The organism is Gemmiger sp. (genome assembly GCF_036306485.1).
Lineage (GTDB): Bacteria > Bacillota > Clostridia > Oscillospirales > Ruminococcaceae > Gemmiger.
Genome location: NZ_JAXJZK010000014.1, coordinates 195,428 through 218,897 on the forward strand (window position 1 = coordinate 195,428; position 23,470 = coordinate 218,897).

The 23,470-nt window shown below is 60.2% G+C and carries 21 protein-coding genes and 1 tRNA gene; 18 read left to right on the forward strand and 4 right to left on the reverse strand.

The features are described 5' to 3' along the window. Nucleotides 1–3 precede the first annotated feature (3 nt). Nucleotides 4–2,613, forward strand: coding sequence for an ATP-dependent chaperone ClpB (clpB, locus tag U0L91_RS02585; RefSeq protein WP_330044634.1), 2,610 nt, complete (start codon nt 4–6; stop codon nt 2,611–2,613). Between the two features lie 56 nt (nt 2,614–2,669). On the opposite strand, the gene U0L91_RS02590 is transcribed toward clpB, so the two are convergent. The 3 genes from U0L91_RS02590 to U0L91_RS02600 form a co-directional block, all read right to left on the reverse strand. Continuing rightward, nucleotides 2,670–3,332: an SdpI family protein gene (locus U0L91_RS02590; protein ID WP_330044635.1), complete on the reverse strand. Its 663-nt coding sequence runs from the start codon at nt 3,330–3,332 to the stop codon at nt 2,670–2,672. Then, the gene (locus U0L91_RS02595; protein ID WP_330044636.1) at nt 3,322–3,606 is read right to left on the reverse strand and encodes an autorepressor SdpR family transcription factor; all 285 of its coding nucleotides are present in this window, start codon (nt 3,604–3,606) and stop codon (nt 3,322–3,324) included. The genes U0L91_RS02590 and U0L91_RS02595 overlap by 11 nt, the downstream gene beginning before the upstream one ends. Before the next feature lie 128 nt (nt 3,607–3,734). Further along, nucleotides 3,735–4,907 carry a trigger factor gene (locus U0L91_RS02600; RefSeq protein ID WP_330044638.1) on the reverse strand — a complete coding sequence of 391 codons (1,173 nt, stop codon included), beginning with the start codon at nt 4,905–4,907 and terminating at the stop codon, nt 3,735–3,737. 138 nt (nt 4,908–5,045) lie between these two features. Here U0L91_RS02600 and U0L91_RS02605 point away from each other — a divergent pair, with 138 nt between their 5' ends. The 11 genes from U0L91_RS02605 to U0L91_RS02655 all read left to right on the forward strand — a co-directional run bounded on the left by U0L91_RS02605 (nt 5,046) and on the right by U0L91_RS02655 (nt 14,601). Next, nucleotides 5,046–5,249, forward strand: a complete 204-nt coding sequence (locus U0L91_RS02605; RefSeq protein WP_330044639.1) for a DUF896 domain-containing protein — start codon at nt 5,046–5,048, stop codon at nt 5,247–5,249. Nucleotides 5,250–5,403: 154 nt separating this feature from the next. After that, complete coding sequence (locus tag U0L91_RS02610; protein ID WP_330044642.1) at nt 5,404–6,696, forward strand: adenylosuccinate synthase; 1,293 nt, start codon at nt 5,404–5,406, stop codon at nt 6,694–6,696. Nucleotides 6,697–6,836: 140 nt separating this feature from the next. Next, a complete protein-coding gene (locus tag U0L91_RS02615) occupies nt 6,837–8,027 on the forward strand; it encodes a cation diffusion facilitator family transporter (protein ID WP_330044643.1) in 1,191 nt (396 codons plus the stop codon). Nucleotides 8,028–8,086: 59 nt separating this feature from the next. Further along, a complete protein-coding gene (locus U0L91_RS02620; RefSeq protein WP_330044645.1) occupies nt 8,087–9,262 on the forward strand; it encodes an NAD(P)-dependent malic enzyme in 1,176 nt (391 codons plus the stop codon). Next, the gene (locus U0L91_RS02625; RefSeq protein WP_330044647.1) at nt 9,259–10,110 is read left to right on the forward strand and encodes a fumarate hydratase; all 852 of its coding nucleotides are present in this window, start codon (nt 9,259–9,261) and stop codon (nt 10,108–10,110) included. Before U0L91_RS02620 ends, U0L91_RS02625 begins: the two co-directional genes overlap by 4 nt. Before the next feature lie 20 nt (nt 10,111–10,130). Beyond that, a complete protein-coding gene (locus U0L91_RS02630) occupies nt 10,131–10,349 on the forward strand; it encodes a hypothetical protein (protein WP_330044649.1) in 219 nt (72 codons plus the stop codon). Nucleotides 10,350–10,352: 3 nt separating this feature from the next. Then, on the forward strand, nt 10,353–10,907 hold the full coding sequence (locus U0L91_RS02635; protein WP_330044651.1) for a Fe-S-containing hydro-lyase: 555 nt from the start codon (nt 10,353–10,355) through the stop codon (nt 10,905–10,907). Nucleotides 10,908–10,959: 52 nt separating this feature from the next. Then, nucleotides 10,960–11,043 (forward strand) — tRNA-Leu (locus U0L91_RS02640). Nucleotides 11,044–11,101: 58 nt separating this feature from the next. Continuing rightward, nucleotides 11,102–11,530: a hypothetical protein gene (locus U0L91_RS02645; protein WP_330044652.1), complete on the forward strand. Its 429-nt coding sequence runs from the start codon at nt 11,102–11,104 to the stop codon at nt 11,528–11,530. Nucleotides 11,531–11,870: 340 nt separating this feature from the next. Beyond that, nucleotides 11,871–13,793: an MSCRAMM family protein gene (locus tag U0L91_RS02650; protein WP_330044654.1), complete on the forward strand. Its 1,923-nt coding sequence runs from the start codon at nt 11,871–11,873 to the stop codon at nt 13,791–13,793. Beyond that, nucleotides 13,783–14,601, forward strand: coding sequence for a class B sortase (locus U0L91_RS02655; RefSeq protein ID WP_330044656.1), 819 nt, complete (start codon nt 13,783–13,785; stop codon nt 14,599–14,601). Before U0L91_RS02650 ends, U0L91_RS02655 begins: the two co-directional genes overlap by 11 nt. Before the next feature lie 71 nt (nt 14,602–14,672). Here U0L91_RS02655 and U0L91_RS02660 read toward each other — a convergent pair whose 3' ends face one another. Beyond that, nucleotides 14,673–15,692, reverse strand: coding sequence for an alpha-hydroxy-acid oxidizing protein (locus U0L91_RS02660; protein WP_330044658.1), 1,020 nt, complete (start codon nt 15,690–15,692; stop codon nt 14,673–14,675). A gap of 196 nt (nt 15,693–15,888) precedes the next feature. Between U0L91_RS02660 and U0L91_RS02665 the strand changes: the two genes are divergently transcribed. The 6 genes from U0L91_RS02665 (at nt 15,889) to U0L91_RS02690 (ending at nt 23,456) form a co-directional block, all read left to right on the forward strand. Continuing rightward, a complete protein-coding gene (locus U0L91_RS02665; RefSeq protein WP_330044661.1) occupies nt 15,889–16,812 on the forward strand; it encodes a MoxR family ATPase in 924 nt (307 codons plus the stop codon). Nucleotides 16,813–16,815: 3 nt separating this feature from the next. After that, entirely contained in the window at nt 16,816–18,570 is a 1,755-nt protein-coding gene (locus U0L91_RS02670; protein WP_330044662.1) for a vWA domain-containing protein, read from the forward strand. Nucleotides 18,571–18,636: 66 nt separating this feature from the next. Next, nucleotides 18,637–20,340: a M3 family oligoendopeptidase gene (locus U0L91_RS02675; protein ID WP_330044663.1), complete on the forward strand. Its 1,704-nt coding sequence runs from the start codon at nt 18,637–18,639 to the stop codon at nt 20,338–20,340. A gap of 22 nt (nt 20,341–20,362) precedes the next feature. Then, on the forward strand, nt 20,363–20,629 hold the full coding sequence (locus U0L91_RS02680; protein WP_330044666.1) for a hypothetical protein: 267 nt from the start codon (nt 20,363–20,365) through the stop codon (nt 20,627–20,629). 225 nt (nt 20,630–20,854) lie between these two features. Next, nucleotides 20,855–22,339: a carbon starvation CstA family protein gene (locus tag U0L91_RS02685; protein WP_330044668.1), complete on the forward strand. Its 1,485-nt coding sequence runs from the start codon at nt 20,855–20,857 to the stop codon at nt 22,337–22,339. 109 nt (nt 22,340–22,448) lie between these two features. Continuing rightward, the gene (locus tag U0L91_RS02690; protein WP_330044669.1) at nt 22,449–23,456 is read left to right on the forward strand and encodes an ATPase P; all 1,008 of its coding nucleotides are present in this window, start codon (nt 22,449–22,451) and stop codon (nt 23,454–23,456) included. The last annotated feature ends 14 nt before the right edge of the window (nt 23,457–23,470 follow it).

Sequence of the window (23,470 nt, forward strand, 5' to 3'; positions counted from 1 at the left end):
GATATGAATACCAATCAATTTACACAAAAAACGCTGGAAGCGCTGCAAAGCGCCCAGCGTCTGGCCATTGAATATTCCAATCAGGCCCTGGAGCAGGAGCATCTGCTCGTGGCGCTGACCCAGCAGCAGGACGGACTGATTCCGCAGCTGCTCACCAAAATGGACGTGAATCCCGGCACGTTTGAGACCGCCGCCGCCGAAAAGGTGGCCCAGCTGCCTCATGTGACCGGTTCGGGCCGTGACCCCGAAAAGGTGTATATCTCCAATGAACTGGATCAGGCGCTTTCCGCTGCCGAGAACCAGGCCAAGCAGATGAAGGACGAATACATCAGTGTCGAGCATGTTTTTCTGGGCATGCTGCAGCGCCCCGGCCGGGTGGCCGGCGAACTGTTCAAGCAGTTCAGCATCACCAAGGAAAAATTCATGCAGGCGCTTTCGGCGGTGCGCGGCAACCAGCGCGTGACCACCGATAACCCCGAATCCACCTACGATGCCCTCAAGAAATACGGGCAGGACCTGGTGGAGGCGGCCCGTGCCAACAAGCTGGACCCGGTCATCGGACGTGACACCGAGATCCGCAACGTTATCCGGATTCTGTCCCGGAAACGCAAGAACAACCCCGTGCTGATCGGTGAAGCCGGCGTCGGCAAGACGGCCATCGCCGAAGGCCTGGCGCAGCGGATTGTCCGCGGCGACGTGCCGGAAAACCTCAAGGACCGCACGGTGTTCAGTCTGGATATGGGCGCTCTGGTCGCGGGTGCCAAATACCGCGGCGAGTTTGAGGAACGCCTCAAGTCGGTTCTGAACGAAGTCAAGAAGAGTGAAGGCAAGATCATCCTCTTCATCGATGAGCTGCACACCATCGTCGGTGCGGGCAAGACGGACGGCGCCATGGACGCCGGCAACATCCTCAAGCCCATGCTGGCCCGCGGTGAGCTGCACTGCATCGGTGCAACCACGCTGGATGAGTACCGTGAATATATCGAGAAAGACCCTGCCCTGGAACGTCGTTTCCAGCCGGTCATGGTGCAGGAACCCACCGTGGAGGATACCATTTCGATTCTCCGCGGTCTGAAAGAGCGCTATGAGGTGTATCACGGCGTCAAGATCCAGGATGGCGCGCTAATTGCCGCTGCCACCCTGTCTGACCGGTATATCACCGACCGTTTCCTGCCCGACAAGGCCATCGACCTGGTGGATGAAGCCTGCGCCATGGTCAAGACCGAGCTGGATTCCATGCCCGCCGAACTGGATGACCTGAACCATAAGATCACGCAGCTGCAGATTGAGGAAGCCTCGCTGCAGAAGGAGACCGACCAGCTGTCCAAGGAGCGCCTTGCCGCGCTGGAGAAAGAGATGGCCGAACTGCGGGATTCCTTCAACTCCAAGAAGGCGCAGTGGGAGAACGAGAAGAACGCCATCAACAAGGTCCAGAGTCTGCGTGCCGAGGTGGAATCCACCAAGGCCGAGATCGAAAAGGCGACCCGCAACGGCGACTATGCCCGCGCCGGCGAACTGCAGTACGGCAAACTGCCGCAGCTGCAGCGCAGCCTCGAAGCGGAGGAGAAGATCGCGGCCGAGCGCAAGGAGCAGAGCCTGCTGCGTGACCGTGTGACCGCGGAGGAGATCAGCCGCATTGTGGCGCGCTGGACCGGCATCCCGGTGGAGAAACTCGTGGAGGGCGAGCGTGAAAAACTGCTCCGCCTGCCCGACGTTCTGCATCAGCGGGTGATCGGCCAGGACGAAGCGGTGCAGAAGGTCTCGGACGCCATCCTGCGTTCCCGTGCCGGCATTGCCAACCCGAACCGTCCCATCGGCAGCTTCCTGTTCCTCGGCCCCACCGGCGTCGGCAAGACCGAGCTGGCCAAAGCGCTGGCACAGGCCCTGTTCGATGATGAGAAGAACATGGTCCGGATTGATATGACGGAATATATGGAAAAATTCAGCGTCAGTCGTCTGATCGGTGCCCCTCCGGGATATGTGGGTTACGAGGAGGGCGGCCAGCTGACCGAGGCGGTCCGCCGCCATCCGTACAGCGTCGTGCTCTTCGATGAGGTCGAAAAGGCGCATCCCGATGTCTTCAACATCCTGCTTCAGGTGCTGGACGACGGACGCATCACCGACAGCCAGGGCCGCACGGTGGACTTCAAGAACACCATCATCATCCTGACCTCCAACCTGGGTTCGGACATCATTCTGGAAGACCTCGAAGCCAGCCGTGCCAAGGGCAGCAACGTGATCTCCGACGACGCGCGCAGCCGCATTGATGCGCTGCTCAAGCGCCAGTTCCGTCCCGAGTTCCTCAACCGTCTGGATGACATTGTCTACTACAAGAGCCTGACCAAGGAGGAGATCGGCAGCATTGTCGATCTGATGCTGGCTGACCTGCGCCGCCGTCTGGCGGATAAGCAGCTCAACCTGGTCATCACCGACGCCGCCAAGGCCGTGATCGTCAATGACGGCTACGACCCGATCTACGGTGCCCGTCCGCTCAAGCGGTATATCCAGGCCAATGTCGAGACGATGATCGCCAAGGAAATCATCGCCGGCACCCATGCGGCAGGGGATACCCTGACCGTCGATGCCGACAACGGCCGGCTTGTCCTGCGCTGATCCGTTAACAAAGCCCCTTCGGGCCGCATTTTGTGCGGTGCCCGAAGGGGCTTTTTTCATTTCATCAGGCCCTTGAAGACCAGGAAGGAATACAGATAAATCCAGAGCGAACCACCGATGATGCTGCCCATCAGCAGACCGAAGGTGAGCGTGCTGCCCAGCCAGGTGGAAAACAGTCCCAGCAGGAGCAGAAAGACGCCGAGCACCACAAAAACGATGCCGCCCATCCGCTGAGTGCGGTTCCAGTTGTGTTCATCCGCCAGGGCCCAGGGCGTCCGGCATCCGAAGGAATAATTCTGCCGGATGCGCGGCATATAGTTGCCCAGCAGGATGAACAGCACTCCGATGCCGCCGCTGACCAGAATCCCGATCAGGCTGCTGCCGTCGGGCAGGAACCCGAACACCCAGAGCTCGGTCAGCCAGGTCATCAGAACCATAAAGAGCGTGATCCCTACCGTGAACCCTTGATAGATCACGGCAAACCGTCCGTAGTTCTCGCTTTTGGGGTCGATCATCGGCACAACGCGGAGCAGCACCAGCAGAAGTGCCGGCAGTGCCGCCAGAACCAGTGCCATGTATTTGGGCCCCCAGCCGTCCACAACGCCGGCGGCGTTCCAGTGGGTCGGAATGGTCTGGGGCAGGAGGGGATAACAGCACAGATGCGCTGCAAAATTGACGACACACAGGCCGCCCAGAATCCAGAACAGTTTAGTTTTCATCTTGACTCTCTCCTTTGACGAACCCGAAATCGTAAAACCACTTCATCACTTCCTGGAACACCGTCATGTTCAGACAGTACACGATGTTCTGCCCGCGCCGCTCGTCCCGGACAAGCCCGGCATTTTTCAGGATGCTCAGATGATGGCTGACCGAAGGCTTGGCCATATCAAAATGGTCGGCAATCTCTCCGGCCGTCATCTCGCCGCCGCTCAGCAGCTCCAGAATCCTGCGCCGTGTCGGGTCTCCCAGTGCCTTGAAGGCGTCACCGATCATACCGTGTTCCTCCTTTCATAATGAGATATTTAGATAAACTTCTAAATATCTGCCCCAAGTATACCACCCGCCCGGAACCCTGTCAAGGGGGCAGCGAACGGGTGGCAGAAACCTTTTTGGTGCGCCGGTCAGGCGTTGGCGGTTGCGATCAGGTCCTGCATGACCAGGTCGTGCAGAATGTTCATCTTCAGGTAGTTCTCGCCGTAGTTCTGGATGTAGCTGCTGGTGTCGGCGGTGCCGAAGTAGCGCTCAAACTCGGCGTTCATCGTGTCGGTGTCGCACACCTTGCCGGACTGCTCGGCAAGCGCCTGCAGAATCAGGATCTGGTTGATCATGGACTGCTTCTGGGAGGCAACCTGCTCCAGATAATCGTCCACGCTGGCAAAGCCGCTCTGCACCAGGAAATCCTCCACGGTGGAGCCGTACATCTGGCTGTACATGTAGGGCTGGTACAGATAATAATCGGTAAAGAACTTGTCCACATCCTCGGGCAGACCGTCCTTGACCTCGGCGGTGTCCACCAGCTCGCCGTACAGCTCGTTGGCCTGCTGATCGAACAGCAGCAGATCATTGACATAGGTGTTCAGCGCATTCACGCTGTCCAGGCCCATGGAATCGTTCAGGTTGCTGGCAACCCACTCGTCGGTCAGGTCGGGGGTGACGGTCTCGGTGATGTAGTTCAGCGTCGTGGAGAACACCGCATCCTTGCCGGCCAGGTCGGACGCCTGGTAATCCTCGGGGAAGGTGACATTGACATCGAAGGTCTCACCGGGGGTGTGGCCGACGATCTGCTCCTCGAAGCCGTCAATGAAGGTGCCGCTGCCGAGCGTCAGATCGTAACCGGTGGCGGTGCCGCCGTCGAACGCCACACCGTCGATGGTGCCGGCGTAGTCGATGTTGACGGTGTCGCCGTCCACGGCGGCGCGGTCGGTCACCTGGTTGGAGGTGGCGAAGTTGGCCAGAATGTTGTCGGAAATGTAGCTGTTCACGTCGTCCTCGCTCACCGTGTTGGCTTCATCGGAGAGCGTCAGGGTGGACAGATCGGGCAGCGTGACGTAATCGGCCGCCGTCACGCCTTTCAGATAGCCGTTTTCGTCGAAGGCATCACTGAGCGAGAAATCCGCCAGATAGGCATAGGCGTCAGAGGCAGCCTCGGCAGTGGAAGCATCCGAGGTCGTGGCGTCGGAAGAGGCGGAGGAAGAGCTGTCGGAAGTGGCGGTCTTGCCGCAGGCGGTCAGACCCAGCGCCATGCCAATGGCCAGCATGCCGGCCGCGGAACGGAACAAAAGTGTACGTTTCATGGGTTTTTCTCCTGTCGTGTTTTTTGATACATACACTCCCATTATACAACTTTTTTCAAAATTGTACAGAGGCGAGTTTTCAAAAGCGGCCGGATCTGCTATACTGGACTCAGATTGTGATAGGAAGGAGAATTCCGAATGGAACGAGCAAAGATCCAGCGCATCAACGAGCTGGCCCACAAAGCCAAGACCTCCGGCCTGACCGAGGCGGAGCTGGCCGAGCGGGAAGCCCTGCGCAAGGAATACCTGGCGGATGTCCGGGCCTCGCTGATCAACCAGCTGGAACACACCACGGTGGTGGAGCCGGACGGCACCCGCCACAAGCTGCTCAACCGCAGCTGAATCACCGGCCGGAAACCTGAAATTTAGGGTTGGATTTTTCGGCGGTATCTGCTATAATATCATCGGCGGCGAATCCCGGCTACAATAAATCGGTTCCGTCCGCGGGACCGAACGGAAAAGGCTGTACTTAAATTACCAGAAAGAGGTAATCGTTATGCTTACTGCAATCACCGGAATCAACTGGGGCGACGAGGGTAAAGGCCGCATGGTGGACCTGCTCAGCCGCGATTATGACATCGTGGCCCGCTATCAGGGCGGCGACAACGCCGGACACACCGTCAAGAACGAGCGGGGCAAGTTCGTGCTGAACCTGATCCCGTCCGGCATCCTGCGTCCCGAAGTCGTCTGCGTCATGGGCGGCGGCATGGTCATCGACCCCGAACATCTCGAAACCGAAATCGCTTCCCTGCGTGAGAAGGGCATTGTCATCACGCCGGACAACCTCAAGATCTCTGACCGCGCAACCATCACGATGCCGTTCCATGTAGAGCAGGACGGCCTGGAGGAAGCGCGCCTTTCCAAGACCGGTGCCCAGTTTGGTTCCACCAAGCGCGGCATCGCCTACACCTACGGCGACAAGTTCATGAAGAAGACGCTGCGCATGGGTGACCTGGTCCATCTGGACGAGAGCGTCCGCAAGCGCCTGGAGACCATCGTGGAATCCAAGAACCTGACGATGGTCAACATCTATGGCGAGAAGCCGGTCAGCGTCGAGGATATGTGGAACTGGTGCAAGCATTATCAGGAAGAGTTTGCCCCCTTCATCTGCGATGTGGGCGACTACCTGTCCGATGCAGCCGACGCCGGCAAGAAGATCATGTTTGAAGCCCAGCTCGGTGCGCTGCGCGACATCGACTACGGCATCTACCCCTACACCTCTTCCTCCAACACCATCGGCGCCTATGCGCCCATCGGTGCGGGCATTCCGGGCCGCAAGCTGGATCTGTCCGTCGGCATCATGAAGGCGTATTCCTCCTGTGTCGGCGAAGGCCCCTTCACGGCCGAGCTTGCCATGACCGAGGAAGAAAAGCATCAGCTGCGGGAATCCGGCCATGAGTACGGTGCCGCGACGGGCCGTCCGCGCCGTGTCGGTCCGTTCGATGCCGTCGCTTCCCGCTACGGCGTGCGCTGCCAGGGCTGCGATGAGCTGGCCCTGACCCTGCTCGACGTGCTGGACTATATGGAGGAAATCCCGGTGGTTGCGCAGTACCGTCTGCCCGACGGCACCGTCACCGACCGCTTCCCCTCCGGCAAGATGCTGGACGACGCCCAGCCGGTTGTCGTCAAGCTGCCCGGCTGGCACTGCGACATCAGCGGCGTGCGCAGCTACGATGCGCTGCCCCAGGCCGCCCGTGACTATGTCGAGTACATCGAGAAGGCCGTCGGCTGCAAGATCAAATACATTTCGGTCGGTCCCGAGCGGGATGCCTGCATCGTCCGCGACTGATCCGCATACCATGAATGTGCGACCGGGCAGTTCCCCGGCAACACCGTCAGCCTAACACCAAGTGGCGGACCCCCGGGTCCGCCACTTTTATAAAACACAAAATCCGAACACAGACCAGTAGGGGAAGGGAAGACCTTTTTTTGACAGAACTCCTTGTAAAACTCTTTATCAAACATCCGGACAATATTGCCGATCGCGCGGTCCATACCGCCTACGGCAACCTGGCATGCTTTGTCTGCATCTTCTGCAACTTGATGCTGTTTGCAGGCAAATTCATTGTAGGTACGATCTTCGGAAGTGTCGCCATCACGGCGGACGCCATGAACAACCTTTCGGATGCCAGCTCCAATGTGGTCAGCCTGGTGGGCTTCCGCCTGGGCGCCAAACCCGCCGATGATGAGCATCCTTACGGCCATGCCCGGTACGAGTACATTGCCGGCCTGGCGGTCTCGGTGATGATTCTGGTCATCGGCGTGGAACTCTTCAAGGAGAGCTTCCTCAAGGTCCTGCATCCGACGCCCGTCACCTTCAGCCTGCTGACCGTGGTCGTGCTGCTGGCCTGCATTGCGGTCAAACTCTGGATGAGCGTTTTCAACCGCAAGATCGGCAACCGCATCCACTCCGAAACGCTGATCGCCACCGCAGCCGATGCCCGCAACGATGTTGTCTCGACGTCTGCGGTCCTCATCGCCTCCATCGCCACCTATTTCAGCGGCGTGGACCGGATCGATGGCGTGATGGGCCTGGCCGTGGCGGTGTTCATCCTGTGGAGCGGTATCGGCCTGGTGCGCGATACCATCAGCCCGATCCTGGGCGCGGCGCCGGACCCGGAACTCATCGACTACATTGAGAAGAAGGCAACCTCCTATCCCGGCGTTCTCGGCATCCACGATCTGATGATCCACGACTACGGCCCCGGCAACAAGCTGGTGAGCTTCCATATCGAGATGCCCGCCAACAGCGACGTGATGGCCAGCCATGACCTGATTGACTCCATCGAGCGGGACTTCCAGGTCCATGACCATCTTCTGGTGACGATTCATTTTGACCCTGTGGTGGTGGATGATCCCCATATCCAGGAGCTCCGCCAGTTCCTGAAGGAAAAGCTGGCCACCCTGGCGCCCGATGCCGATATCCATGACCTGCGCATTGTGCCGGGTCCCACGCATACCAACGTGATCTTTGACTGTGCGGTTCCCGCCGATATGCTGGCCGCCAAGGATCACCGCGCCAACAAACTGGTGGTCGAGCTGCGCAACGCCGTCGCCGACCGCTGGAAGGATCACTTCTGTGTGATCCAGCTGGAACCGATCTACGCAAAAACCAAGTGAACTTACGCGCGGCACAACGCCGCAGCCCCCGAATCTGATCATAAAGGAGCGCGAAAAGGATGGATTATAACGCAGCCGCATTGGAAATGCACGAAAAGCATCACGGCAAACTGACGGTGAACAGCCTGGTCGAGGTCCGCGACAAGGACGCCCTGTCCACGGCCTACACCCCCGGCGTGGCCGAACCCTGCCGCCGGATCAAGGCAAACCCCGATGACGTTTACCGCTATACCCTCAAGGGCCGCACGGTGGCGGTGGTGACCAACGGCACGGCGGTGCTGGGCCTTGGCAACATCGGCCCCGAAGCCGGCCTGCCTGTCATGGAGGGCAAATGTGTGCTCTTCAAGGAATTCGGCGGCGTCGATGCGTTCCCCATCTGCCTCAACGCCGCCACCCGGGAAGAGGTAGTGGCGGCAGTCAAGGCCATCGCGCCGACCTTCGGCGGCATCAACCTGGAGGATATCCGCAGCCCCGAATGCTTTGACATTGAGGCGGAGCTGGAACGGGACCTGGATATTCCGGTGTTCCACGACGATCAGCACGGTACGGCCATCATTGTGCTGGCCGGCATCCTCAACGCCCTCAAAGTGGTGGGCAAGAAACTGGAGGATGTCCGCATCGTCCAGAACGGCCCCGGCGCCGCCGGAACCGCCATCATCAAGATGCTCCAGACAGCGGGCGCACGCAACATCATCGCGGTGGACGAGCACGGGATTCTCTATCCGGGCCGTCCCGCCGGCCTGGCCGATCACAAGGAATGGCTGGCCTCGGTGACCAACCCCGAACACCGTACCGGCGGCCTGGCCGATGCCATCCGCGGCGCGGATATCTTCATCGGCACGTCGGTGGCCGGTGCCCTCACGCCGGAGATGGCCGCCACGATGGCGCCCGATGCCATCGTTTTTGCGATGGCCAACCCCAACCCCGAGATCCTGCCCGATGCCGCCAAGGCGGCCGGTGTCCGGGTGATCGGTACCGGACGCAGCGATTTCCCCAATCAGGTCAACAATGTGCTGGCCTTCCCCGGCATCTTCAAGGGCGCTTTGTCGGTCCGGGCGCGGGACATCAACCCCCGCATGAAGATGGCGGCCGCCTATGCGATTGCCGGTCTGATCTCCGACGAGGAACTCAATGAGGAAAACATTCTGCCCAAAGCCTTTGACCCGCGTGTGGCGCAGGCTGTGGCCGACGCCGTGGCGCAAGCCGCGCGGGAAAGCGGAGCGGCCCGGGTATGAGTACAGCCATCCGTGAACTGGACACCGACCGCATTGTGCAGACGGTGGAAGAACTCTGCATCCGTGCCAATACCCGGCTGCCCGACGATGTGAAGGCGGCGCTGGATGCTGCCGAGGCATCCGAACCCTGGCCGCTGGCCCGGCAGACGCTGGGTCTTCTGCAGGAAAACCTCTGTGCCGCCCGGGACCAGTCACTTCCCATCTGTCAGGATACCGGCATGGCCTGCGTCTTTGTCGAACTGGGCCAGGATGTGCACCTCAGCGGCAGCCTGGAAGAGGCTGTCAACGAGGGAGTGCGCCGCGGCTATGAAAAAGCGTACCTGCGCAAATCCGTCACGGCCGATCCGCTCCGCCGCGTCAATACCGGCGACAATACCCCGGCATTCCTGACGGTGCATCTGGTACCTGGCAGCGGCTGCCGGATCACGGTGGTTCCCAAGGGCGCCGGCAGTGAGAACATGAGCCGTCTGGCCATGCTCAAACCGGCCGACGGCGTGCAGGGCGTCAAGGACTTTGTGATGGAAACGGTCCGCCAGGCGGGCGCCAATCCCTGCCCGCCCATTGTGCTGGGCATCGGCATCGGCGGCAGCTTTGACCAGTGTGCGGCACTGGCCAAACGGGCGCTGCTTCGCCCGCTGGACTGCCCCAATGCGGACCCCTACTATGCGGCCTTGGAACGGGAACTGCTCGAAGCCATCAACGCGACGGGCTTCGGTCCCCAGGGCTTTGGCGGCAGAACGACCTGCCTGGGGGTGAGCATCGAGCAGATGCCGACCCATGTGGCCTGCCTGCCGGTGGCCGTCAATATGAGCTGCCATGTGACCCGCCGTGCCAGCGCGGAATTGTGAGGAAAGGAAGGAACGCTGCTGTGGCCGAACATCCGAACATTGATATTTCGCTGGATGGGGTAGGAAAGACCACCCCCTCCGACCGCAGAAACTCCCGCATTGACATCCCGCTGGATCATGCGCCGGCCCATCGTCCCAACCTGGGTGCAGGCCGGATTTTGGATACCGAGCTGGAGATTGTCAACCGCCACCACGCGGAAGTCAAAGAGATGCACCGCCGGGCAAGACAGGGAGAATGAAGTATGCAATATGAGCTGAAAACACCGCTTACCCGGGAAACGCTGGCGCCTCTTCGCGCCGGTGACACCGTGCTGCTGAGCGGGACCGTCTATACGGCGCGGGATGCCGCCCATGCCAGAATGTCGGAGGCTCTCGACCGCGGAGACCCGTTGCCCTTCGATCTCAAGGGCGCCGCCGTCTACTATGTCGGCCCCACCCCGGAACGTCCCGGCTGTGCCATCGGCGCGGCCGGCCCCACGACCTCGGGCCGGATGGACCGGTATACGCCGCGTCTGCTGGACCTGGGCCTGGCCTGCATGATCGGCAAAGGCAAACGCAGCGAGGCCGTCAAACAGGCGGTGGTCCGCAACGGTGCCGTCTACCTGGCGGCGATCGGCGGAGCCGGCGCCCTGATGGCGCGCAGCATCCGCAGCTGTGAGATCATTGCCTGGCCGGACCTTGGCTGTGAGGCAGTCCGCCGCCTGGAGGTGGACCGTATGCCGCTGACCGTTCTGCTGGACGCGCACGGCGGCGATTTGTACGAATCCGGCCCGGCTGCCTACCTGGCCAGCCTGTGACGGACGCGCATTGACAAAACCGTTCCTGCCTGTTACACTGTATCTGTTCTGAGCGGATATGGCGGAATTGGCAGACGCGCTGGTTTTAGGGTCCAGTGTCCACGACGTGCAGGTTCAAGTCCTGTTATCCGCACCATCTGCCGCAGGTGTCGCTTCGCCTGCGGCTTTTTTGTTATCCCGGTGGAGGCACTCCCATGAAAAAGATGCACTTCTGGCGGGCCATGTGCCTGCTCTCCCTTCTCAACGGCGGCCTGTTCTGTTTTGCGTCCTTCCGCGCCATGCAGCATGGCGCTGCCGGGGCGGACAATCAGGCGGGTCTGCTCTTCGTCCCGGTTCTCTGGATGATGGCTGCTGTTGTGCTGCTGATTCTCAACCTTGCCACATTGCTGTCCGGCAGAACCATCGCCGGGACCTGTCGGATTCCGGTCCTGGAGGCGTTGAGCCCGGACCGACAGAGCCCGGGGCAGGTGGGATTCCTTGCAGTGACCTTCCTTCTGATGCTTTTCGCTTTCCTGCTCTTCGCGGGGGAGGGGATCTGGGCGGCAGCCTATGCGCTCACGGGCGGTGCCCTGATGCTCCTGCTGTACAGCTGGCAGACTGCCGCCCGCAAAACCCGATCCTGAATCGTTCCTGAAAAGGTATCTGAGCCGGACAACAGACGTTTTTCTGCCGTTGCCCGGCCTGTTTTTGAATCCCGGATTCCCGGCCGTCGGCCGGGATTTTTTTGTTTTTCAAAACATGGAAATGTATACTATATTCACGCACTCGGAATTTTTGCAGCCTTAAAAATACGCGAATACACGAAAAAGAATTGATAAATTGTAAACGAAGTGCCGGACGACGGTAGAAAAAATACATTTTCTGTCAAAATAAGGAAAATCAGGTTGAAACTGGAAAAACAATATGCTAAAATGTGTCTACTAGGAATAGGGGGCGGCTGAATGCCGCATGACGACTCGGAGGATGATCAAATTGAATGTGATGGGGGAAGTGCAGGGCCGATTGCGGCGGCTCTGGTTTGTGATGTTGTTGTTCCTTTGCATGCTGCTTGCGGCAACCGCAGCCAAGGCGGAGAACAACTCGTATTACTATCCCAACTATGATGCATCGGCCAACGGCTGTGTCGATCTGATGAACTATGTTCAGCGGGTTACCGTGACGGCCAACGGCAATGACTATACGTTGGATCAGCTGACCCAGATGAAGCAGGAAGGTCATCCGCTGACCCTGAAGGTGGGGGACACTCTCTCCTTCAATTTCTTGTTCAATCTGCAGGGCCGTGCGTATGATCCCAACGACCCGACGCTTCTGGATACGGCCAACTCCACCTATGTGACCTATACCCACGGCACGACGATGCTGGACGGCACCACGGTGGCCGCCGGTTCGCAGGGCATCCTGGATGACTCCAGCCTGATGAAGGAAAACACCTCCCGCGGGAGCAGCTATCTGCGGATGGACATTGGCTGGCTGCTGGATTCCTGCCCCGGAAGCTACAACATTGAATACACCGACGGGAAGGTCTCCTTCTACCAGGGCGGCGAGAACAACCGGTATCTCTATGTGTACTTCCCCGGCGGCATCGGCAATGATGTCTACGCCACTTCCGGCTACTTCACGCTGACGGCCACCATGTCCCGGACCCTCGATCAGATCAAGATCCCGGTGATCAGCAACTTCTTCGGCCAGAAAACCGACTGGGTCGTGGACACCGTCGTCTCCCAGGATGTGGGCCAGAACTATACCGGCAACATCAGCACCTACGGACGGATCTCGGTCAAAAAGACCTGGGTCACCACCTCGGACCACGGACCGGCCAAGATTGTGCTGACCTATACCAAGAACGGCCAGCAGTGCACGGCAACCCGTACCATCTACGGGGATGAAACCGTCTACTTTGATATCCGTCAGGATATGACCAACTGTGTCCTGAGCGAGGATATGACCGGCCTGGATGACTATGTCTCCAACATGACGGTCAGCGATGACGGCAAGACCTACACCTTCACCAACACGCACAGCATTCCGCTCAAGATCAGCAAGAAGGCCGCGACCGGCACCGACGAACTGCCCGGCGCCACGCTGGTTCTGTTCAGTGTCGGCTCGGACGGCAGCACGACCGAGATCGAGCGCTGGACCAGTTCGGACACCCAGCACGAAACCGAGGTGCTGCCCGGCGACTACCTGCTGCGCGAGACGGTGGCCCCGGCGGGCTATGCCATGTCGCTGGACATCACCTTCACGGTGGGCACGGACGGCTCCATCAAGATGACCTCCCAGAACGGCTCGCTTGACAATGGCGTCCTGACCGTCATCGACAAACAGCTGGAAGTCAAGCTGGCCAAGGTGGACCCCAGCGGCAACTGCCTGCCCGGCGCAGTCCTGACCCTGACCGATCAGAACACCGGCAAACTGGTCCATCGCTGGACTTCCGGCACCGAACCGGAGAAGATCGTCTACGCCGGCAATACCGGTGAAGTCCTGGTAGCCGGCCATACCTACGTTCTGCATGAGGAAACGCCCCCGACGGGGTATCAGACCGCCGCGGACGTGACCTTCATCTTCAACGGGGACGGCACCATCCCCGACTGCGGATATCACCTCGTCTCGATGACGGACTATCCGACGCCCACGCCGACCCCGCCTTCCGTAACGCCCACGCCGCCGACCTCCACGCCGTCGATTCCCGGCAACGGCCCCAGCCCGACCCCCTTCACGCCGGGCGGTCCGTCGCTCCCCACCGGGGACAGCCCGATCATGTGGATTTTCCTGGCGCTGGCAGTGATCTGCCTGGGCGGCGGCATTGCCGTTATCGCCGCGGGCCGCCGTCATAAACAGAGCGGAGCGGGGGATGAACCGCCGATCGGAGGTTTCGATGACGAATAAGCAACCGCGCAGAATCGAGACCTACCGCGCCAACCGGAAATACTACCACGAAGCACCGCGCCGGCCTGAACGTACGGGGCACCCGGTTTTTCTGGCAGCCCCGCTCTTCGGAGCAGCCGTGATCTTCCTGATCCTCTTCGCCTGGCAATGGCAGGGTTACCGCCGCAGTGCGCAGGAATATGATACACTGCGGGAACAGCTCAGCTGGGTGCAGGCCACGCCGGAAAGCGGTATGCTTTCCCGACTGGATTTTGCCGCCCTGCAGGCCCGGAACCCCGACACTTCGGCCTGGCTGGAAATGCCTGGCCTGGACCTGTCCCTGCCGGTCATGCAGAGCGAGGACAGTACCTACTACCTGCGCCGCAACTTTGACGGCGAGTACAGCAACAGCGGCAGCCTGATCCGTCCCTCCTGGGACGAAGGCAGCTGGGCGGAAGGGCTCTGCCATGTCATTCATGGCCACAACATCCATGACGGGTCGATGTTCGGCAGCCTGGACCGTTACCGGGATGCGGACTTCTGTGCCCAGAATCCCACCTTCACGCTCTACACGCCGGACGGGGATTTCCTCTGTACGGTATTCTCCGCCCATGAGGCGCTGGCGACCGATGACTGCTACCGGCTGGATTTCCAGCCAGGGGAGGACTATCAGGCCTTTCTCGAGGACCTGAAAAACCTCTCCTTCTACGATACCGGAACCGAGCTTCAGCCGGACAGCCGGGTGCTGACACTCTCCACCTGCCGGTCCAGCTACGCTTCCAACAATCAGCGGTTCGTGGTCCATGCGGTGATGACGCCGCTTCCCTGAAATGCAAAAGGACGGCTGCCGTCCGGGATTGCTCCCGGCGGCAGCCGTCCTTTTTCTGATCCAGGAAAACCTCAGCGGATGACCGTGACCATGTCGGCACTGATCTCCGCCAAAGAGTGGGCACCGCACATGCTCATCGTGTCGGCCAGTTCGCCGGCCAGCTTGTCCACATACACCTTGACGCCCTCGGCACCCGCGCCGTAGACAACGTTCACGAAGGGACGGGCGATCAGCACGGCGTCAGCCCCGAGTGCCAGCGCCTTGAAGACATCCACACCGCTGCGGATGCCGCCGTCCACCAGCACCTTGCAGCGCCCCTTGACGGCTGCGGCGATCTGGGGCAGCACCTCGGCGGAAGCGGGGGTCTGATCCAGCACTCGGCCGCCGTGGTTGGAAACAACGATGGCAGCGGCACCGGCCTGCACGGCCTTCTCGGCGCCGCGCACCGTCATGATGCCCTTGACGATGAAGGGCACCTTGGCATCGGCGATGATGCCGGCCAGCTCCTCCACGGTCTTGCTGCCGGCCGGCGGGTTGAGGTTTTTCAAAAAGGGCAGACCGGCCGCATCAATGTCCATTGCCGCAGCAAAGGCACCGGAATCCCGCACAAGTTCCATCTTTTCCGCAATGGTTCCGGCGTCCCACGGCTTGACGGTGGGAATGCCGAACCCGCCCGCGGCCTTTACCGCCTTGCAGGCGGCCACCATCACGGCCGGATTGGTGCCGTCGCCGGTAAAGGCGAGAATACCGGCATCGCGGCAGGCGGGAACCAGGATGTCGTTGTACTGCAGATCATCGTATTTCTGACCGTAATGCAGCTGGACGGCGCCCACCGGTCCGGCAAAAACCGGCAGACGGAAACTGTGCCCGAACATCGTCAGCGTGGTGTCCGGCGTGCCGGAGGCGCAGATCGTGTCCATGTTCACGCGGACCTGCTGCCAGGCGTTGTAGTTGCGGATTGCCACATCACCGACGCCCTTGGCGCCCGGCCCGGGCACGGTGTTGCGGCAGGCACGGCCGTCGCAGACCGGGCAGACTTTGCAGGGGCCCATCTGGCCCTTGGCGGCATCCAGTACTTCCTGATATGTCATGGAAAATCTCTCCTTTGCGAAATATGGACTTTACTGCCATTGTAGACCTTTTTGCACAAACCCGCAAGGGATTGGCGCAGTTTTTTTGGAATGATGCTACACAAATCCCGCCTGTTGTGCTATGATAGGCAGGGAAAGCACAGCCGGATTGGCTGTGCTCCCGAAGTTCTGACTGTGGAAAACCGAGGTGCCATGTATGACCGATGTCTTGCAGTTTTTGCGGGAAGAACAGATCAGCCCGGACCTGGTGGAAGCGCTGGAGCAATACCGCGCCGCGCATTCCCTGCCCGCCGACCTGCAGGCCCGCATTCCCACGCCACGCTATCTGTATTATGGCAAGGAGGTCTGGGAGCAGGCCGTCACGGCGCTGCTCTGCGGGGAAAACCTTCTCCTTGCGGGCGGAAAAGCCACCGGCAAGAACGTGCTGGCCGAAAACCTTGCCACGGTGTTCGGCCGTCCGGCGTGGAATGTCTCCTTCCATGTCAATATGGATGCCTCCAGCCTGATCGGCATGGATACCTTTGAGGGCGGCCGGGTCACCTTCCGCCCCGGCCCAATCTATCGCTGTGCCCAGTGCGGCGGCATCGGGATCCTGGATGAAATCAATATGGCCAAGAACGAAGCCCTGGCCGTTCTCCATGCGGTGCTGGACTTCCGGCGTTCCATTGATGTGCCGGGATATGACCGGATTCCGCTCTCGGAGGAAACGCGGTTTGTCGCCACGATGAACTACGGCTACGCCGGTACCCGGGAACTCAACGAGGCCCTGACCTCCCGGTTTGTTGTCATCCAGATGCCCACCATCACCGAGCAGAATCTGCGCAAGCTGCTGGCGGCGCAGTTCCCCGACCTGGAACCGCGCTATACCGAGCAGTTTGCGCTGCTCTTCCTGGATCTTCAGGAAAAGAGCGCCAGCGCGGAAATCTCCACCAAGGCCCTGGACCTGCGCGGAATGCTGGACGCCATCCGGCTGATGCACCGCGGGATTCCGGCCGGTGCCGCGCTGGATATGGGCATAACGAACAAGGCCTTTGACAGCTATGAACAGGGTCTGATCCGGGATGTCATCAAGGCCCGCATCCCCAAGAAGCTGGACAGAACCAAACTGTTCCGTCATTGAACTATGGAAAAGCAATCCTATACCGCCGTCCAGCGGCGGGCAGTCAATCAGATCTGGGCCGCAGCCGGGGAATACGGGTTTGAACCGCTCTTTCTGGCCCAGCAGACCGACGGAACTCCGGATTTCTATATGAACTGCATGGTCGGGCTGGCTCACCGGTATTTCGGTGAGCAGGTTCCCCGCGCACTGTTCGACTCCTGGGCCGGGGACGCCCGACAGCCGCTGTTGGACGACCTGGCCTGGCTTGTGCTGGAGAGCTTTCTCTACCGCCTCGAATTGCCGCATCGCCCGGTGCTGGAACAGCTGCGCGCCGAACACGCCGAAGAATTCTTTGCCAAGGAACACAAGCTGTCCCGTCAGGAATGGATGGCAAAGAACCAGCTCTCCTACACGATGCAGACGGCGCGGTGGCGCCGTGTTCTGGGGCGCCGTGCCCCGGTCATGACGCCCTACGAGCGCCGCCTGTCCGAAGCCCTGGAACCGCAGACCATCCCCGCGCCGGATGAACTGCGCAAGGAGATCCTCGATCTGTTCCGCACCTTCGCACTGTTTGACGGCAAGATCCGTGCGCGGCAGCCTCTCCGCCTGCATTTTGACGGCCTGATGGCCCGGATTCTGCTCAAAACCCGGCCTTCGACGCTGGTCAAGATCGACCGTGTCACGGTGGAACATTCCTCCCGCGGGGAAGGGGAGGGCGGCGGCCTGCGGCAGGATACCCGCCGCGCCGCCATTCATCTGCGTCAGAATGCCGCCGAGGACCGCAGCTATATCCAGAGCTGTTTCGGCCGCTCCCTGTATTCCCCCGAACGGCTGGCCATGGCGGAACGGGAACTCTGCACCGGACTGCATCAGGGATGTCATCTCTGGTTCACGGCCGGGGTCCCCAGCCCCGAACAGGCACAGACCGGCGAGGCCCGGAAGCTGGCCGAACAGGCTGCCCGGCAGGCCGACCTCAACCGGCAGTATTTTGCCAAAAACCGGGAACTGCACAACAGTGCGATCACCCGCCTGACCGAGCAGATCCGCAACTGTATCCTGGTCCATCAGCAGCCGAACGCCCTGACGGCCCGCAGCGGAACGCTCAATCCGGCCCGGGTGTGGCGCGCGACCGTCGTCCGGGATGACCGTGTCTTTCTGCGGGCCGATGAGGAAAACCAGCCTGCCTTCACGGTGGACCTGCTGCTGGATTCCTCCGCGTCCCGCCTGCATTGTCAGGAAGTCATCGCCGCGCAGGGCGTGATTCTGGCCGAGAGTCTGCGCCGCTGCGGCATTCCGGTACGGGTCTGCAGCTTCTGCAGCCTGCGCGGCTATACCGTGCTGCGGGTCCTCAAGAGTTTTGCCGATCAACACCTCGACGGAACGTTCCAATTCTTTGCCTCGGGCTGGAACCGCGACGGCCTGGCCCTGCGGGCTGCCGGGGACCTGCTGCAGTTTGACCCCGGCCCGGCGTCACGTCATCTGCTGATTCTCCTCACCGATGCCGCGCCCAACGACAGCCGCCGGGTCCTGCCCGGGCCGGAGCATCCGCTGGGCTGCAACTATGAGGGGACCGTGGGCGTGCGGGACACCGCTGCCGAGGTCCGCCGGCTTCAGCATAAGGGCATCCGGGTGGCGGCGGTCTTTATGGGAGCCAGCCTGACGATGCCCGATGCCGAGACCATCTATGGCCGGGACCTTGCGCGAATCCGCGGCATGGACCAGCTGGCCGGCGCCGCCGGACGGCTCATCCAGAATGAGATCCGCGAACTGGGGGACTGACTCACGGTTGAAAGCTCCCGTCTGTCGTGTTATCATACGAGTAGTTTAGGAAAGGAATTGATACCAATGAAATTCAAAGAGATGCCGTATTCCCGCCCGGATCTGGACAATCTCCTGGCGGATCTGGACACCTTTGCCGGCAAGATTGCCGCTGCGGGCAGTGACGAGGAACTGATTGACCTCTACTGCGCCGTCAACGATTGCATGGCGCACTACCGCACCGCCGCGGTGCTGGTGGAAATCCATTACACGCAGGACACCCGCGACGCCTACTGGTCCGCCGAACAGGATTGGTTCGACGCCAACAGCCCGGCGGTCTCCAACGCCGATGTGAAAATCGCCAAGGCCATCCTGGCCAACCCCCATGCCGAGGCGCTGCAGAAGCAGTTCGGCAACCGCGTGCTGCCCTCGCTGAAGAACAAGGTCCTGGGCATGGACGAGCGGGTTCTGGAACTGCAGAAAGAGGAAAACGCGCTCTCCAGCGCCTACCAGAAACTGTACGGTGCCGCGCTGGTCGAACTGGACGGCAAGACGCTGACCATCCCGCAGCTGACGCTGTACAAGGAAAGCCTGAACCCGGCGGTCCGCCGTGCGGCCTATGAAGCGGAGGCTTCCTATTTTGATGCCCACCGCGCCGAGTTTGACGACATCTACGACAAGATGGTCAAGAACCGCAACGAGCAGGCCCGCATCCTCGGCTACCGGGATTACAGCGAGCTGAGCTATGTGCGGATGAACCGGATCGGCTACGGCTCCAAAGAGGTCGAGGCTTTCCGTGAGGAGGTCGTGGAGCAGGTGGTGCCGATGCTGCAGAAGCTCATGACGCTGCGCAGCAAGCGCACCGGCATTGCGCACCCGATGTTCTGGGACAGCGCGGTCTGCTTTGCGGACGGCAACCCCAAACCGCACGGCAGCTATGAGGAACTGATGGCGGGAGCCCGCCGCATGTACCATGAGCTCAGCCCCGAGACCGCCGAGTTCATCGACTTCATGCAGGACAACGAGATGTTCGACGTGCTCAGCCGTCCCGGCAAGATGAGCGGCGGATATGAGGACATCATCCCCGACTACAAGACCCCCTTCATCTTTGCCAACTGGAACGGCACGTCGGGGGATGTGGATGTGCTGACCCATGAGGCCGGCCATGCGTTCGAGAGCTATCTGGCCTCCCGTGCCGAAGTCGGCGGCCGTCCGATTCCCTATGAACTGCTCTGCCCCGGCATGGAGAGCGCCGAGATCCATTCGATGAGCATGGAATTCCTCACGGCGCCCTGGCACCATCTCTTCTTTAAGGAAGATACCCAGAAATATGAACTGTACCATGCCGAGGACAGCTTCATTTTCCTGCCCTACGGCTGCATGGTGGATGAGTTCCAGCATATCATGTACCGCAATCCCGACCTGACGCCCGACGAGCGCAATGCCGAGTGGCTCAAGCTGGAAAAGAAGTACCGTCCCTGGAACGATTTCGGCGATCTGCCCTTCTACGGCCGCGGTGCCGGCTGGCAGCGTCAGCTCCATATCTTTGAATGCCCCTTCTATTATATTGACTACTGCCTGGCCACCGTCATTGCGCTGCAGTTCTTTGTGGCCAACCTCAAGGACCCGGCGGATGCCTGGCAGCGTTATCTCAAGCTGACCCGCCTGGCCGGCATGGCAACCTACACCGAGCTGGCCGAGAGCGCCGGCATGAAGGCGCCGTTCGCCAAGGGCAGCCTGACGGCACTGGCCCGCACCGTGGAGGACTGGATCGAGGCCAACCAGATCTGAACCTCCGGAAAGGAGCAACGGGATGGCATGGTTTGAAAAACGGGAGTATGTGTTCCGCAAAAAGGACAAAACCGCCTGGAAGATGGCGCGGGAAGCGCTTGAGGAAGCGGGTATCACCCGGATGCGGTGCGGCGCCTATGACGTGGAGCCGCCGGCCTGCGGCTGCGGGGCCAAACTGGACCCGCGGGACTTCGGAAAGAACGGCCGGATCGACCGCAGAATGTTTTTCATCAAGGTTCCGGTCAGCCAGCTTGCGCAGGCCCGCCGCGTGATTTCAGACCTCGAATGAATTTTTTGACCCGCTGCGGGACGACTGGCACCGTCCATGGAATATCCTACCAAACCTTCGGGTATATTTTTGGGCAATTTACCTAATTTCTATAAATATTTCAAAACTTTTTTACGAGAAACTATTAAAAAAGTATTGAAAAAATATGAAATCGGGCTATAATGAAATTGCACAAAAAAGGTTGGTTCTGTGGGAACCGACCTGGAATATAAGGGAGGTTTTTTCATGGTAAGTTTCTTCCTATGCCTGGCACTTTTGATTGTCGGCTACTTTACATACGGTAAAGTTGTTGACAACACCTTCGGCCCGGATGACCGTGAAACTCCCGCTGTCCGCATCAACGACGGTGTTGACTACGTTGTGATGCCCCAGTGGAAGCTGTTCCTGGTCCAGCTGCTGAACATTGCCGGCCTCGGCCCGATCTTCGGTGCAATGCAGGGCGCTTTGTGGGGCCCTGTGGTGTTCCTGTGGATCACCTTCGGCACACTGTTTGCGGGCGGCGTGCATGACTACTTCTCCGGCATGATGAGCGAGCGCAATGACGGCGACTCCATCGCAGAGATCACCGGCAAGTACCTCGGCCCCGTCATGCAGAACGTCATGCGTGTCTTCTCGGTCGTGCTGCTGATTATGGTCGGTACCGTCTTTGCCGTCGGTCCTGCCGGCCTGATCGTCACGCTGTGCAAGAACAGCGGCGCTTCCGGCCTGCTGACCACCACGCTGTTCTGGCTGGTCATCATTCTGGTCTATTACTTCATCGCCACCTTCATTTCCATCGATGCCATCATCGGCAAGATCTACCCGGTTTTCGGTATCTGCCTGATCATCATGGCCATCGGCGTTGCGTTCGGTATCTTCACCAACCCCGACTACAACATCCCCGAACTCTGGACGCACTTCTATAACATGCATCCTTCCGGAACCCCGATCTGGAGCTTTATGTTCATCACCGTTGCCTGCGGTGCTATCTCGGGCTTCCATTCCACCCAGTCTCCTCTGATGGCCCGCTGCATGAAGAGTGAGAAACAGGGCCACTTCGTCTTCTACGGCGCAATGGTCTGCGAAGGCATCATCGCCCTGATCTGGGCCGCTGCCGGCTGCTCCCTGTACGAGGTCACCGGAGGTCTGAACACCGGCCTGGCCGCTGCGCTGGCCGAAGGTCAGTCCGCTGCGATCTATGATGTCTGCTCCAAGACGATGGGCGGCATCGGCATCGCGCTGGCCATGATCGGCGTTGTTGTCTGCCCCATCACCTCCGGCGATACCGCCTTCCGTTCTGCCCGTCTGACCCTGGCCGACTGGTTCAAGATTGATCAGGGCAGCTACGTCAACCGTCTGAAGCTCTGCATCCCCGTTCTGGGCGTCGGTTCCTTCCTGGGCATCGGCAACGCGCTGGGCTTCATCGACTACACGGTGATCTGGCGTTACTTCAGCTGGACCAACCAGACGCTGGCCATGATCGTTCTGTGGGCCGCTTCGATGTACCTGTTCAAGGAAAAGCGCAACTACTGGATCACGGCTGTGCCTGCGACCTTCATGAGCGCGGTTTCCAGCACCTACTTCATCCTGGCGCCGGAATGCCTCGGCCAGCTCATCAATCCCGAGGGTGGCTACGCCACCGCGATTGCTTATCCGATTGGCGTGATCTTTGCGATTGCCCTGCTTGCGATCTTCCTGTTTGCGACCAAGAAGCAGACCAGCAAGGCCTGATCGTTCGGGTACCGGCATTGGATACTGCACGGAGTTAACCAACGGCCTGCCAGCCGCTGCCAAAAACAGCGGCTGGCAGACTTTTTTAAAAAATTGCGAGGAAACAGCTATGATCTTCAAACCCTCTGCGCTTGGCGTGGCCAGGCTGGAACCCCGGGAACTGGAAGAGGACAAGAAGCACTGCAAAAAAATCGGTCCCTGTGGTGTCGGCAAAAAAGCCATCTATCTGAACAGCTTCTACATTGATCGCTGCTACTATGTTCCGTTCTCCAGCATCAGCCGCGTATTCAAGCGGGTTGCAATGAGCAAGGGCGGCTTTACCGGCAAAGGAATGTTTGCCTCGATGCCGTACCTGGTCGTGGTCTTTGATGACGGAAAAGAGAAGCAATGCAATTTCAAGTACGAGGAGCAGGTCGATCAGCTCCTGGCAGTGCTTGAAAAGGAGCAGCCGCAGATCAAGCGGGTGAGTGCCGCCGCCGAACAGCGCCTTGCCGAGCGGGAAGCGGAGATCGCGGCCCAGAAAAAGCCCGAGATCAGCGCACAGGCGCAAAAGAACATCCAGTCCCTGCAGCGCGCCCAGGCGTATCTGGAAAAGCGCCCCGAACTGTCGCTGGAACTCAGCCAGGCAGCCCGGCGCCGCCGTGCCTACCAGACCACCAGCCCGTCCTACCGCTGGGTGGCACTGGCCATCACCATCGCCGGCGTCCTTGCGCTGGCTTACGGCATCTGGTCACTGCTCCGGGGCGGTACGTTCGCGATCTATTTCACGCTCTTCGGTCTCGCTGCCATCTTTATGTTCGCCGGATTCAGCGTGCTGCCCACCTCCCGCAACAACCGCAATTCGGTGATCCGCCGCGACGAAAAGGCCAAGGGCGCCATGCAGAACTACCTGATGGCCTATACCGATTTCCCGGTCCCGGCCCGCTATGCGCACCCTGTAGTCCTCAAACGGATGCAGCGTGCCATCGAGGAGGGCCGCGCCGTCTGGCCCAATGATGCGCTGGACATCGTCAAAAAGGACCTCAAGGCCCTCAACGCCAGCGTGCAGGTCAGCCAGGAAGAATATGACGAGGTGGTCGCCATCAAGGCCATGTTCCTCAACGAATCTTATCAGTAATCCTGTTTTCAGGA